This window comes from Fusobacteria bacterium ZRK30 (assembly GCA_024628785.1).
In the GTDB taxonomy this organism is placed as follows: Bacteria; Fusobacteriota; Fusobacteriia; order Fusobacteriales; family Fusobacteriaceae; genus Psychrilyobacter.
This window is the reverse complement of sequence record CP102405.1, coordinates 2118639-2132748: the sequence shown is the minus strand read 5'-3', so window position 1 is coordinate 2132748 and position 14110 is coordinate 2118639. Positions and strand designations below refer to the sequence as shown.

The following is a 14110-nucleotide window of genomic DNA, read 5'->3' as shown; positions in this document are numbered from 1 at the left end:
GGATGTTGTATATATTAATCTTTGCAATATTAGCAGGATTTATAATAGTGGTTGGAAAAAAATTAAGTTTATATGGAGATACCATAGGAGACTTGATGGGGATAGAAAAATCTTGGATAGGAATAGTTATGTTAGCTGCAGTAACTTCCCTGCCAGAGATGGTTACAAGTATCAGTGCTACCCTTTTAGGAAACCCCCAGATGGCAGTATCAAATATATTCGGGAGTAATTTATTTAATATATTCGTAGTATTTATAGTTGACATATTCGTCTTAAAGTCTACTTCTTTTTCATCTAAGGTAAGCAGTAAAAACTTTATGGCTGGTTTCTGGAGTATAATTTTAACATTGATATTTTTATTGGGATTTTTATTTCCAACAGAGGGAATAAGGAATATCAGTTTATTTTCACTTATGATCTTAGGAGTTTATTTTATAGCTATGAAATCTATCTATATCTATGAACATCAGCAAAATGATGAATTTAGTGAAAAGTTAGAGGAAGAGGTAAAGGAATTTCATGAGATAGAAGAAAGTGGGATCACACTTCCCCAGGCAAAAAAAGGATTTATGATAAATGCATTTTTAGTGGTTATTTTAGGAACAGGACTCAGTTTTATAGGAGATAAAATTGCCAGTACACCATTCTTTGGAATTGAGCTGGGAGAATCTTTTGTGGGACTTATATTAATAGCTCTAGCAACATCTTTACCAGAATTAACTGTAAGTATTGAAGCGATTAAATTGAAGTCATATGATATGGCTGCTGGAAATTTATTGGGAAGTAATATATTTAATATAATGATTATATTTATTACAGACCTATTTTTAAGAGATAACAATATATATCAATCATTGGGTGGATTCCACAAGATGACGGCTATATTTTCTATCTTGATACTTTTAGTATTTATGATGGGTGTTATGTTTGAAAAGAAAAAAAGAAGATATGATACATATATTATTGGATTAGTTTATTTTGTAGCAATGTATATACTATATATAAGAAGGTGATGATGAATTTGGTAGATTTAAGCGGATTACTCCTTTCGGAATTAAGGGAGATAGCTAAAAAATTAAATATAGATAAATCTTATGATTATAAAAAGTTGGAATTGATTGAAAAGATAGGAGAATATATAAGGTCAAGTGAAGGTCATACCATAGCTTGGGGTAAGATCGAAGTATTTGCTGATGGGTATGGTTTTCTTCGTGAAACCAACGTGCAAAAGGATGTATATATATCTTCTACACAGATAAGAAAATTTAAAGTTAGAAATGGTGATATAGTTTTAGGTGAAGCCAGGGTACCGGTGGGAACAGAAAAAAACTATGCTATGAGAAAGATACTTCTAATAAATGGAGATAACTTAGAAAAAGCAGAAAATCGTGTACCATTTGATGAGCTAACTCCTGCATATCCAGATGAAAAGATCATCTTAGGAGGACAGGGAGATGTCTCAGGAAGAGTTATCGATCTGATTGCACCTTTAGGAAAAGGACAGAGAGGTCTTATTGTAGCGCCTCCTAAAGCCGGTAAAACCATGTTAATAAGTAATATTGCTAACAGTATAATAAAGAACAATAAGGGTTTAGAAGTATGGATATTACTCATAGATGAAAGACCTGAAGAAGTAACAGATATAAAGGAAACAGTTTGTGGCGCTAAAGTTTTTTCATCTACCTTTGATGAAGATCCTAAAAACCATATTAAGGTAACTGAGATGGTTTTAGATAAAGCCAAAAGAATATTAGAAGATGGGAAGGATATTGTAATATTGATGGATTCAATAACAAGACTTGCAAGAGCCTATAATATTGTGATACCATCTAGTGGTAAGCTTATATCTGGTGGAATAGATCCAACAGCTCTATATTATCCAAAGAAATTTTTTGGATCAGCAAGAAACATTCGTGGTGGTGGAAGTTTGACCATCTTAGCTACAGCCTTGGTAGATACTGGAAGTCGGATGGATGATGTTATTTTTGAGGAGTTTAAAGGTACTGGAAATATGGATATCCATCTAGACAGAACTTTAGCTGAATTAAGAATATATCCAGCTATCGATATAAAGAGGTCGGGAACAAGAAAAGAGGAGTTATTGATTGAAAGTGATAAACTCTCAACAATCTGGAAAATTCGTAGATATCTTAGTAAACTCAGTTCAGCTGAGGGTTCTAAACAATTAATTGATACTATAAGGAAAACAAAAACTAACGAAGATTTGTTAAACTATTATTCGAAAGGAGAAGCGAAAAATTGAATAAAAAAATGAAGAAGCTTCTCGTAATTTTATTGGTATTTAATATGTTTTTAGCATACAATACTATCAAAAAATTAGAAAAAGAAGTTGTTAATTTAAGCGATTTTACAGATTATTACACTGAATCAGAGGCAGATAACGGTGGTTATCAATTACTCAGTTCGGACTTTAAAGTATATGAAAAGCAGTATACTGTTGTAAGTGAAAAAACACAGGAAGAATCAAAAAAAAGGGCAGAAATAACGTATTATAAGGTGAAATCCGGAGATACATTAGGTGGAATTGCCAATAAATTCGGGCAGTCACAGACTGTCTTAAAATACAACAACCCTAATATGGGAAAGTATTTAAAAATTGGAGAGAAACTTAAAATTACCAGAGGAAATACTATAACTTATAAGGTAGCTAAGGGAGACTCCCTTTCGAAAATAGCCTCAAAGTTTGGGAAAACTGTAAATGAATTAAAAACTACCAATAATTTAACGTCGAATACAGTTCGTCTGAATCAAATGTTAATAATAAATAATCCCAAGGTGGATCTAGCTAGAATTACAAGAACCAAGAAAGGTTTCGATGTATACTGGCCAACAGCATGGAAAGGTGTTACAAGTCCTTATGGTAGAAGATTCCATCCTGTGTTAAAAAGATGGATAGGTCATATGGGAGTGGATTTAAGAGCTCACTATGTAGATGTAAAAGCTTCAGAAAATGGAACAGTTACATATGCAGGATGGATGAGTGGATATGGTAAGATAGTTATTGTTAAACACTCGAAAGGTTATGAAACTAGATATGCACATCTAAATAAGATAAAAGTAAAAAAAGGTCAGAGGGTAAATAGAGGTCAGCTTATTGCAGAAAGTGGAAAAACAGGACGGGTAACAGGTCCACATCTTCACTATGAGATAAGGAAATACGGGACTCCTGTAAATCCAATGAAATATTTTAAATAATCGCTGCCTGAGGGTAGCATTTTGCCGCCTTAGCTCACTAGGTAGAGCAGTACCATGGTAAGGTAGAGGTAGCCGGTTCGACTCCGGCAGGTGGCACCAATGAAAATAATAGTTAGAGTAGAATTTTATTTCTGCTCTTTTTTATTTTGGTAATAAATAAAAAAATCGAGGAAATTAATCCTCGATTTTTAATAGTATAGTAAATTACACCCGTAAAGGAGTCGCAAAAACACTAGTAAATATAAATTATGTCTGTTTGGATGCACGTTACGTTACTGTTATGCCTTTGGAAGCATTACGCTGGCTTCTCCATCGATTACCATCTTCCCCTCTTGATTTGTGCAGGTAGTTCTCAGGGTAGCCCTGTCATTTCGACCCTCTTTAAGATCAATGATTTCTGCTTTAACTTCTAAAGTATCTCCTAAATAAACTGGAGCTAAAAATTTGACGGTCTGTCCTAAATATATAGTTCCTTCACCAGGAAATTTTGTCCCTAAAATAGATGAGATATAAGATACTCCTAACATTCCATGGGCTATTCTCTTTTTAAACATAGTCGTTTTAGCATACTCCTCATCTAAATGAACAGGATTATGATCTGTACTTACCTCTGCAAATTTTTCTACATCCACAGCTTCTACGATCTTATTAAAACTAAAAGAATCTCCGATTTTTAATGATTTTATCATATTGAAACCTCCTATTAAAAGCCGCTTTCCTCCTTTCTCTAGAAGGAGAGCGGGGTATATTTATATTTTCATTACTTTTATATCATCTGCTAAGATTAATTTTGCAGGTGTATTAGCTATAACATCTTCTACAGTATTATGCGGCCCGATCTCTTTTAATAATAACCCATCAGAAGTTACCTCGATAACTGCCATCTCTGTGACAATCAAGTTTACCTGATTAGCAGCAGTTAGGGGCAATGTGCATAGTGGGAAGATCTTTGGCTTTCCCTTTGCAGTATGTTCCATAGAAACTATTACTTTTTTAGCTCCTACAACAAGATCCATAGCTCCTCCCATACCGGGAACCATCTTTCCAGGGATTATCCAGTTAGCAAGGTTACCTTTTTCATCTACCTGTAATGCTCCTAGGACAGTCATATCAACATGTCCCCCACGGATTACAGAAAAAGACATAGCAGAGTCAAAGAATACTGCTCCATCTAAGGTAGTAATTGGCATTCCACCTGCATTGACCAGGTCTTTAATCTCTTCTCCCTCTTTGGGGGCAGGACCTACTCCTAAGAGACCATTTTCTGATTGGAAGATAACATCCATATTCTCTGGAACATAGTTAGCAACTGCAGTAGGAAGACCTATACCAAGGTTAACTACATCTCCATCGTTTAATTCTTGTGCAACTCTCTTAGCAATAATTTCTCTAATTAATTTTTTATCCATTATAATCACTTCCTACTATATGATCTACAAAAATTCTAGGTGTAACAACTTCATTAGGATTGATATTTCCTACTTCTACTATGTTTTCAGCTTCTACTATAACTGTATCAGCAGCAGTAGCCATTATAGGATTAAAATTTCTAGCAGTATTGGCATAGATAATGTTTCCTTTGGTATCAACAGTGTGTCCTAAAAGGATAGCAATATCTGCTCTAAGAGGTTTTTCCAAAAGAAATTGTTTTCCATCTACCTCTATTATTTCTTTCCCATCTGCAACTATAGTACCAAGACCAGTAGGAGTAAGAACGCCTCCTAAACCAGCTCCTCCAGATCTTATTCTCTCAGCTAAAGTTCCCTGGGGAACTAACTCGACCTCGATCTCTTTTTCATTCATCTGTCTGCCAGTTTCCGGGTTTGTACCAATGTGTGATGTGATTACTTTTTTTACCATATTGTTATAGATAAATCTTCCTACACCACTATCTTTTATTCCTGTGTCGTTAGATATGATAGTTAGATTTTTTACACCTTTTTTTATAATAGCATCTACGATAGTATGAGGTGTTCCAGTACCTAAAAACCCTCCTACCATGATGGTCATTCCATCTTCTATTTTAGATACTGCATCTGCAACATCAATTATTTTCTTAGACATAACCTTGTTTCCCCCTTTTTTTATTTTAAGACATTAGATTTATAGAAACATTAAAACCAGTGAAATTATAGCACCGGAGTAAATAAGTACTACCAAACAATAACCCATTATATCTTTAGCACCTAAGCCTGCAATACCAAGAGCAGGAAGAGCCCAAAATGGCTGTATCATGTTTGTCCATGCATCTCCCCAAGCTATTGCCATGGCAGTTTTTGCTGCTGGAATACCAAGAGCAGCACCAGCAGGCATCATTATCGGAGCTTGAACTGCCCATTGGCCTCCACCAGACGGAACAAAGAAATTAACAATCCCAGCACTTAAAAAAGTAAAGAAAGGGAAAGTTGTTTCAGTGGAAATATTAACAAACATGTTTGACATAGCTCCTGCCAAAGAAATTCCTTCGGGTCCTTTTCCAACCATAATACCCATTATTCCAGCGTAGAAAGGAAATTGAAGTATTATTCCTGCGGCACCCTTGGAAGCTTCTTTGATTGCATTTAAAAATCTATGAGGTGTTCCGTGTAAAAGAATTGCTGTAAATAAGAACACAAAATTAACTATGTTTAAGTTTAATGCAAACCCATTTTTCATAAAGTACGAAACAATATAAGTATAGCCCATTATTCCCAAAAGTAAGGAAACAGTTTTACTGTTTTCTATTTTTTCTGCTGGAGTCATATTAGCGAAATTTAGTTTTTCTTCTGGGATCTCTATAAGCAGATCGTTATCTATCGTTATAACATCATCTTTTTTAGGATGCATAGCCCTATTAACAAAGGGTAAAGTGATAAATAGAACGATTAATATAATTAAGTTAGTGGCTGAAAAAATAGTCATAGATGTAGGGATTGCTTCTGTAATAGCTCCTGCTGTTGCACTTTTTAAACCTCCGCCAGATGCTAGTTTTAAAGGTATTGAAGCGGATAAACCTCCATGCCAAACTAAAAATCCAGTATATGCAGAAGCAATTAATAACCGGTAATCTACACCTTTGACTTTTTTAGCAATTTCTTTAGCAAATATAGCCCCAATTACAAGACCAAATCCCCAGTTAATAAATGAAGCTAAGACAGAAACTACAGTAACTCCTACTATGGCCTGAGATGGGTTTTTTAATTTACTGGCCATAAACGATAAGGTTTTTTTAAAAAATGGAGAACTAGCCATAGTATGCCCTGTAACTAATACCAGTGCCATCTGCATGGCAAAAGATAATAAGCTCCAAAATCCATTGGTCCAGTTGTTGATAATAGACATAGGAGATTGTTTAGTAATAGGCATAGCAATTAAAAAAACTATAAATGTTAAGATGGCGCAAAATATAAATGGATCAGGCAGATATTTTTGTATTAATATTACACATAAATTTGTAAATTTTTCAAAGATACTTTTTTGTCTAATAGTTGTTTCTTTAGCTGCGGTTTTATTCATAGAATCTACTCCTTTTAAATTAAAAAATTAATAAAAGATTTCAAATTTCTACGAAAAACTCTAAGTTTTATGGAAAAAGATAGGAAGAACTTACCGGAAAAAAGTAACAAGAAAAAATTCTTGTTACTTAATCTTTATATTTTTTGTTTTCTTTCAAAAGTTCTGGCTAAATTTATTAGCGTAATTCGTAGTTAAACGTTTTTTATTACACCATCTCTCTTTTTACCATCTCTTCTACAATAAATGTTGCTACATCATCTGCGTATTTCCCGGGACCAAAACCAGCATCATAACCTAATTCTTTGGCTAGTTCATGGGAGATTCTAGGACCTCCAGCAATAAGAATAACCTTGTCTCTGATTCCTTCAGCTTCCATCAATTCCACCAGATGAGTCAAGTTTTGAATATGGATATTTTTTTGAGTAACTGTCTGGGAAACTAATAGTGCATCAGCTTTCAATTCAATTGCTTTTTTGATGAACTCCTCATTTTCTACCTGAGATCCTAAGTTATAAGCTTCTATCCCTTTATACCTTTCAAGACCGTAGTGACCAGCATATCCCTTCATATTCATAACAGCATCTATTCCCACTGTATGAGCGTCAGTTCCTGTACTGGCTCCCACGATAACTACATCTCTTTTGATGTTTTCACTGATAAAGTTTTGTACCCCGTACATATCCATAGTTTCGATATCTACTGTTTCTACGTGGATCTCGTCATAATCTACAGTATGGTTCAATGATCCATATACTACATAGAATGAGAAGTGAGTGTCTAAAGCTCCATAATGAGAAACAGCTGGTTCAGATATTCCCATTTTTTTAGCCAGTTCTTTAGCTGCTTCAGCACCTTTTTCATCGGCAGGAACTGGCAGAGTCAAGCTGATCTGTACCTTTCCATCATTCATGGTATCCCCATAAGGTTTTAATTTTTTTAAGTCTAACGTAGTATCAAAACTTTTATCTTCAGTTGAATATAATCCTCCACTCATTATTTGTCACCTCCAGTCATTAGTTCTATAAATGGATTAAAATATGTAGTATCCTTTACAAATACACCGTTTAATCCTTTTCCACCATCAATAGGTCTCTTTATTCCTGCAAATTTACCTTTTTGAAGGGTATCAAACATTCCTGTTGTTTCAATCTCTTTGATTAGGTCTCTACCTTTTTCAAGAACTTCCTTGGCACGATTTACAATCATCCCATCTTTTTTAAATGTTATCTCAGAACCGAAATCTTTCATATTTTTAAAGATATATTGAGCATTATCAATTGCCAGGGCTCTGTCAGACATAAATGGAGTATGGATAGCCTCAGTCATCATTCCCATAAGGTGAAGTCTTTGTCCAGTCATAATAGTTACCATATTGAATAGAGCATCCTGTACATGGCCTTTGAAGATATCTCCAGTCATAAATTTCGTAGGAGGCATATATTTTAATGGTGCCTTTGGAAATATTTCTCTAGCCATTTGAGCCTGGGAAAGTTCCAATAAGAATCCATTTTCTGTATCTGGATGGATCTCAAATGCGTGTCCTAGTCCTTGCTGCTCTTCAGGCAGATTAGCAAGAAGTGCAAATTGTTCATTTATAAATTGAGAAGCAAGGACCGTATGAGCTTCCTCTATGGCATCTGCTGTAGTAAGGTAGTTATCTTCTCCGGTATTGATGATTACTCCTGCAAATCCATTTATTATTCTAGAAAAATATTGATCTACAAATGTTCTCTTCATATTGATATCTCTAAATAAAATTCCATAAAGTGCATCGTTTAACATTACATCAAGTCTTTCAAAGGCTCCCATAGCAGCGATCTCAGGCATACATAGACCAGAGCAATAGTTGCAAAGTCTGATATATCTTCCTAATTCCTCTCCTACTTCATCCAGTGCTTTTCTCATTATTCTAAAGTTTTCCTGGGTAGCTAATGTCCCTCCAAATCCCTCTGTACTAGCTCCAAAAGGTACGTAGTCCAGTAAACTTTGACCTGTACTTCTGATAACAGCTATAATATCTGCCCCTTGCTTGGCAGCTGCTACAGCTTGAGTTACATCTTCATATATATTTCCAGTGGCTACAATAAGATATAAAAGCGGCCCTGTTTTATCTCCAAATCTTTCTAAATAAGACTCTCTGTCCTTTCTGTTGTTTGCAATTTTATCTGTATTTTCACGGGCAATCTTATCTATAGCTAATTTAATTTCAAAAGCATCATGGGTAGATATCTTCCCTAGATTTAACTCTCCTTGAGATACTTTTTCAGCAATCTCCTGGGGAGAAAGGCCTGTTTCTACCATAGCATTTCCGATATAATGAGAAACTCCTAAAGTAAGGTTTCCTTCCTTTTCAATATGTTCTACCACTATGTTTGGCAGTGGTACTTCAAATTTATCGATGCCGTCGATACCAAGTAAACGACAAATTGTTCTCTCTACCGATACAGTAGAGTGGTCATCTATATAAGTTTGTACGTCTATGGCGATATTTCTAGCTGATTTTCTAGCGTCTGCCACTACATCCCAATCTAAGTGTAATTTTGAATCCTGCATATTATTTTACCTCCAAAGCTACCCTTTCCCCCTTGAGATACTCTCTCCTTTAGAAGGATGAGGGATTAGTATAAATTTTTTATTATGTCTTTTAAATTCTCATCGATTCCAATCAAAGCTGCTACATTGAGTGCATCTTTTGGAACTTCAAAGTTAGAATGAATCTTTTCTATGGAATAATCCATATGTTTTTGGATCAGAGAGATTGAATTTTGATTATTTAAGTCAATCTTTCTTTTTAAACTGTCAAAATCTATATTCTTTAATCCTACAACCTGATAATGAGGAGTAGAATCATCGACTACACCATCATAGTGAGTTGCCATGATTGAAAAACTATCAAAGTTTTTCATATAATTGGATAATCCTTTTACAAATTTTTTACCTTCACTTGGGTTGGTCCCCCGAGCAAATTCATCCAGTGCAATAAATCCCTTGTCATAAGTTGTAAGACATCCTGTAATCTCCCTGAGTTTCATTATTTCAGCTCCAAAACTGCTGAGCCCCTTGGAAACATCCTGGATATCATCGGATAAAAACTGTATAAACTTTAATATAGGGATAGTTGCATGATCTGAAAAAACATAAAATCCCATTTGAGCTAGGATCAGATTGAGGGTAAGGGTTTTTAAGATAACGCTTTTCCCTCCCATATTAGCTCCTGTTAAGATAGTATTACCATTTTTTAATAGGATATCTAATTTTTGAAATTCTTGATTTTTAATCTTTAAAGTTTCTAAAATTTCTGGATTAAACATCCCGATAAATTCGATGTGTTCACCTATTTTAGGCCTGTTAGCTCCATATTTTATAGCAAGTTTTGCTTTAGCCAAGGTAAAGTCAATATCTTTAATTTTGTCGATATCTATAAGAATATCGGAAGTATAAGAGACTAATTGTCTGCTTATATCTATTTTGACTTTAGATTCTTCACAATTTTCTAAAACAACAATCTCTCTCCTTTCTTCCTTTAGTTTTATCTGTAGTTCGTTATCTTTAGTTGAAAAGATTAATTTTTCAATTTCTGACTTTTTTTCTCTGACAGCCTTTAATTTTTCTGAATACTCGTTATAGATATGGAAGGTAGGAATTTTTTTTGATCCAGGGTCTAAAATATCTATAATAGGGCTCAGATCAACAAGGTGAAAATCTTTTAAAAGTATATCGTTTGAGATACTTTTAATCTCCATAAAGATCATAGTATTTATCTTTAATTCGAATAACTCAACCTCATCTAAAATTTTTCCTTTTTGAATGTTTAAAACTATATTAGATATATTTTTTAATTTCATAAGGAGAAGTTCTATCTTCTGGATCTCTTTTTTATTCTGCTGACATCTATCTATGAAAAATTCCAAATGGTTGAAAATTTCTTCTAAAATCTCAGCTTTTTCTATAGGAACAATATCTCTTTTTTTTTGGTTACCATATGGAGATATTGTAGTCAGATTATTTGTGAGGTATTCCAACCCAATTTTTTCTCTGTTTTTAAGATCAAGGTATCTCATAATAGTCCTCCTACAACATCTACAACATCTATATCTATAGATGTTTTTAATAATTCACAAAATTTTTCACTCTCAAATGAATATCCGTAAGGGGATGTGGGATTACAGGTCAGATACAGAAGGTTAATACTGTCTAGTACCTCCAGCCTGACTGGTATCATAGATAATTTATGATACATATTAGAATCTATAAAAATCTTTGTTCCATCTTCTATGACGATCGTAAAACTTTTAAACAACTCTCTATTTTGTATGATAGATTCTATCAATCCCTTGGATACAGCACCTCCTAAAACTAAATATTTATGGCTAGGCTTAACTGCATCTACTATCTCCCTATGGGAATTAAGGGAAGTAGGGAGGTCTAAGACCTCTATATTTGATTGGGTATCTATAAATCCAATCCTTCCCGTTTTTAATATCTCTCTGGTTAAATCTGCTATTTTATCAGAACATTTTGGTAACTGTAACATTTTTACATTATGGCTGCTTTCTTCCACTACCCTTGTAAGATCAGGAGAAAAACTAGCTCCAGTAGCCAATATAGAGGCTTCTGAAACTAAATTTCCTGCACTGCCTTTTCGACTCAGTGCACCATCAATGAGGACCAAGTCGCATCCAAAATCTAACATAAGATCCCTCACTTTTATGAGAGCTGAATTGTAGGAGGGACCAGCCACATCAACAAATCCATTGCTTAATGCTCTCATAATTATTATTTCACCCATAGGGGAGGAGATCCCTGTGGCAGCTAAAATTTCCTTGGTTATATCACATTTACAGAGTAAATTTTTAGCTGTAGCAACCAGGCTGCCCTTCTCCACATAGATTTTAGGTTTATGTGTGTTAGTTACTCTGTCACAGTCTTCACCATCACGTCCAATAGAAGTGAGGCCGATAACTTTGGTCCCCTTTAAATTTTTTAATATATAATTTAAAGTGGTAGTTTTCCCTGAGTTTTTTTCCATCCCTATAATAGATATACTATTATAGGGGAGTAGGGAAGCAATCATCTTCTTAGTGTTCATTTCTGATGTGTCTGTCAAGTACCTTAGGCTCAATAGCTAGCTGTTTACCATCTAATAGTTTAGCTATTCCAAGGTGTTGTCTTTCTTCTTGACAATGCTTGCAGTCACATTTATCTTCATATGGTTTTGGTTCTGTATATGTTGTGATAACTCCTTCAAAGTTTCTAAGAACTACTCTTTTTGGACTTTGAGAGATGATATATTGCGGCATAACCGGAGTCTTACCTCCACCACCAGGAGCGTCTACAACAAATGTTGGGATAGCATATCCAGATGTATGTCCACGAAGACCTTCGATGATCTCGATTCCTTTAGATACAGGAGTTCTGAAGTGTTCTAATCCTACTGAAAGGTCACACTGATAGATGTAGTAAGGTCTTACTCTTATAGCTACCAGGTCCTGTACTAACTCTTTCATGATATGAGTACAGTCATTTATTCCTCTAAGTAAAACAGATTGATTTCCTAATGGGATTCCTGCATCAGCCATCAATTCACATGCAGCTTTAGAAGCAGATGTGATCTCATCTGAATGATTGAAGTGGGTATTTAACCAAACCGGATGATATTTTTTCATCATATTTACTAGTTCAGGAGTAATTCTTTGAGGTAATACAACAGGAGTTCTAGATCCTATTCTTACGATTTGAACATGAGGAATAGCTCTCAATCTTTTGAAGATATACTCTAATTTCTCATCTGAGATAAGTAGAGCGTCTCCTCCAGAAAGCAATACATCTCTGATTACAGGAGTTTTAGCGATATAATCAATAGCTGTATCTATCTTTTCCATTCCTAAAGCAGCATCTGTCTGACCTGCAAATCTTCTTCTAGTGCAATGTCTGCAATACATAGAACACATATCTGTAACTAACAATAATACTCTATCTGGATATCTATGAGTAAGTCCTGGAACCGGTGAATCCTCATCCTCATGTAGAGGGTCGTCTAGATCAGCATCTGCTTTATGTACTTCAGCAGCTGTAGGGATCGCCTGTTGTCTTACTGGACATTTTGGATTTTTTGGATCGATCAATGTTAAATAATATGGAGTGATTCCCATTCTAAGGATAGAGTTAGCTGTTTTTACTCCCTCCTCCTCTTCTGGTGATAGGTCAAAATATTTTTTTAAATCTTCTAAAGTTTCAATTCTATTTCTTACTTGCCAATGCCAGTCATTCCATTGTTCATCACTTACATTTGGAAATAATTCTTTTCTTCTGCTTTCGTAGTTTAAATTCATCATAATTTTGTTGCCCCCCCTTTTATTTTTTATACATATAATTTTTCAAATAAGTTTCTGATAGTTTTAGATTCACGTATGATACCTAATGTAAGGTCAGCATGCCCCTTGGCATATCCATTTCCTACGATCATTTGAACGTCTTTTCCTACACCTTCAGCTCCTAAAGCTGCTTTTGTAAATGATGTTGCCATAGAGAAGAAATAAACTACCCCATCGTCCTTTGTAATAAGGATAGATGACATCTCTGTATTAGCTACATTTACATTATTAATAACTACGTCACATACGTCTTCTCCTGTAATCTCCTTTACTTTTTCATATACTTCAACAGGTTTAGTAGCATCTGCAATAATTACATGGTGAGCTAAATTCATATCCAAGATTCTCTTTGCATTTTCTTCACTGTATTCGATTACGATAACTTTACCAGAATCTCCGGCATTTACCATGGCTTGATAAGCACATAAAACACCAGATTTTCCACCTCCGCCGATAATACAAACAGTGTCACCTTCTTTAACTAATCTCTCTACCTGTGCAGGAGCACCAGCTACATCCAATGCAGCTAAAGCTAATTTTTCAGGGATATCTGTAGGTAAAACAGAATAGATACCAGTTTCAAATAAAATAGCCTGTCCGTCTATATCAACCTGGTCATTGGATACATTTACATTATTAATCTTATCGATCTTTAATGGCGTAAGGGACAATGAAACTAAGGTAGCTAATTTATCCCCTACTTTTAAACTTTTATCAGGAAAATCAGAACCGATCTCCTTAACAACACCGATAAGCATTCCTCCAGATCCAGTTACCGGGTTTTGCATCTTTCCTCTCTCTCCTACAATCTCATTGATCATAGTAGTCATCTTATCTATATCTTTATTGCACGCATCTTTTATTTGTGTAAATGAAGCTGAATCAATATTTAATGTCATTACATCGAGTAATAACTCGTTATTTTTAATCTTCATTGTATTGTCGATTTTTACTGCAGCCTGTGGCATAGTTCCCATAGGTTCTATTACTCTGTGTGTTCCAAATGGACATCCTTTTATCATTTT

Annotated in this window: 12 protein-coding genes, 1 tRNA gene and 2 pseudogenes; 5 read left to right on the top strand and 10 right to left on the bottom strand. The window is 34.7% G+C overall.

The genetic code is table 11. The features are described from left to right. Positions 1-2 precede the first annotated feature (2 nt). The 5 genes and pseudogenes from NRK67_15370 to NRK67_15350 all read left to right on the top strand — a co-directional run bounded on the left by NRK67_15370 (position 3) and on the right by NRK67_15350 (position 3315). The gene (locus tag NRK67_15370; GenBank protein UUV18649.1) at positions 3-1013 is read left to right on the top strand and encodes a hypothetical protein; all 1011 of its coding nucleotides are present in this window, start codon (positions 3-5) and stop codon (positions 1011-1013) included. Beyond that, positions 1013-2263: a transcription termination factor Rho gene (rho, locus tag NRK67_15365; GenBank protein ID UUV19954.1), complete on the top strand. Its 1251-nt coding sequence runs from the start codon at positions 1013-1015 to the stop codon at positions 2261-2263. Before NRK67_15370 ends, rho begins: the two co-directional genes overlap by 1 nt. A gap of 44 nt (positions 2264-2307) precedes the next feature. Next, positions 2308-2772 (top strand): annotated as a pseudogene (locus NRK67_15360) (LysM peptidoglycan-binding domain-containing protein). A 150-nt stretch (positions 2773-2922) separates the two neighbouring features. Continuing rightward, positions 2923-3204 (top strand): annotated as a pseudogene (locus NRK67_15355) (M23 family metallopeptidase). A 35-nt stretch (positions 3205-3239) separates the two neighbouring features. Next, positions 3240-3315, top strand: a tRNA-Thr gene (locus NRK67_15350). Between the two features lie 179 nt (positions 3316-3494). Here NRK67_15350 and NRK67_15345 read toward each other — a convergent pair. From NRK67_15345 to NRK67_15300, 10 genes are all read right to left on the bottom strand, one after another. Further along, positions 3495-3905, bottom strand: coding sequence for a MaoC family dehydratase (locus NRK67_15345; protein ID UUV18648.1), 411 nt, complete (start codon positions 3903-3905; stop codon positions 3495-3497). Between the two features lie 60 nt (positions 3906-3965). Continuing rightward, complete coding sequence (locus NRK67_15340; GenBank protein ID UUV18647.1) at positions 3966-4625, bottom strand: 3-oxoacid CoA-transferase subunit B; 660 nt, start codon at positions 4623-4625, stop codon at positions 3966-3968. Continuing rightward, positions 4618-5280: an acetate CoA-transferase subunit alpha gene (gene atoD / locus NRK67_15335; GenBank protein ID UUV18646.1), complete on the bottom strand. Its 663-nt coding sequence runs from the start codon at positions 5278-5280 to the stop codon at positions 4618-4620. The genes NRK67_15340 and atoD overlap by 8 nt, the downstream gene beginning before the upstream one ends. 39 nt (positions 5281-5319) lie before the next feature. Next, the gene (locus tag NRK67_15330) at positions 5320-6711 is read right to left on the bottom strand and encodes a short-chain fatty acid transporter (GenBank protein UUV18645.1); all 1392 of its coding nucleotides are present in this window, start codon (positions 6709-6711) and stop codon (positions 5320-5322) included. 205 nt (positions 6712-6916) lie between these two features. Then, on the bottom strand, positions 6917-7705 hold the full coding sequence (locus tag NRK67_15325) for a cobalamin-dependent protein (protein ID UUV18644.1): 789 nt from the start codon (positions 7703-7705) through the stop codon (positions 6917-6919). Further along, positions 7705-9264, bottom strand: coding sequence for a lysine 5,6-aminomutase subunit alpha (locus NRK67_15320; protein UUV18643.1), 1560 nt, complete (start codon positions 9262-9264; stop codon positions 7705-7707). Before NRK67_15320 ends, NRK67_15325 begins: the two co-directional genes overlap by 1 nt. Before the next feature lie 65 nt (positions 9265-9329). Continuing rightward, positions 9330-10772, bottom strand: a complete 1443-nt coding sequence (locus NRK67_15315; GenBank protein UUV18642.1) for a hypothetical protein — start codon at positions 10770-10772, stop codon at positions 9330-9332. Then, positions 10769-11800, bottom strand: a complete 1032-nt coding sequence (locus NRK67_15310) for a hypothetical protein (protein ID UUV18641.1) — start codon at positions 11798-11800, stop codon at positions 10769-10771. The genes NRK67_15315 and NRK67_15310 overlap by 4 nt, the downstream gene beginning before the upstream one ends. Beyond that, positions 11790-13046 carry a lysine 2,3-aminomutase gene (gene ablA, locus NRK67_15305; protein ID UUV18640.1) on the bottom strand — a complete coding sequence of 419 codons (1257 nt, stop codon included), beginning with the start codon at positions 13044-13046 and terminating at the stop codon, positions 11790-11792. Before ablA ends, NRK67_15310 begins: the two co-directional genes overlap by 11 nt. Positions 13047-13072: 26 nt before the next feature. Beyond that, entirely contained in the window at positions 13073-14107 is a 1035-nt protein-coding gene (locus tag NRK67_15300; protein ID UUV18639.1) for an L-erythro-3,5-diaminohexanoate dehydrogenase, read from the bottom strand. Between the last annotated feature and the right edge of the window lie 3 nt (positions 14108-14110).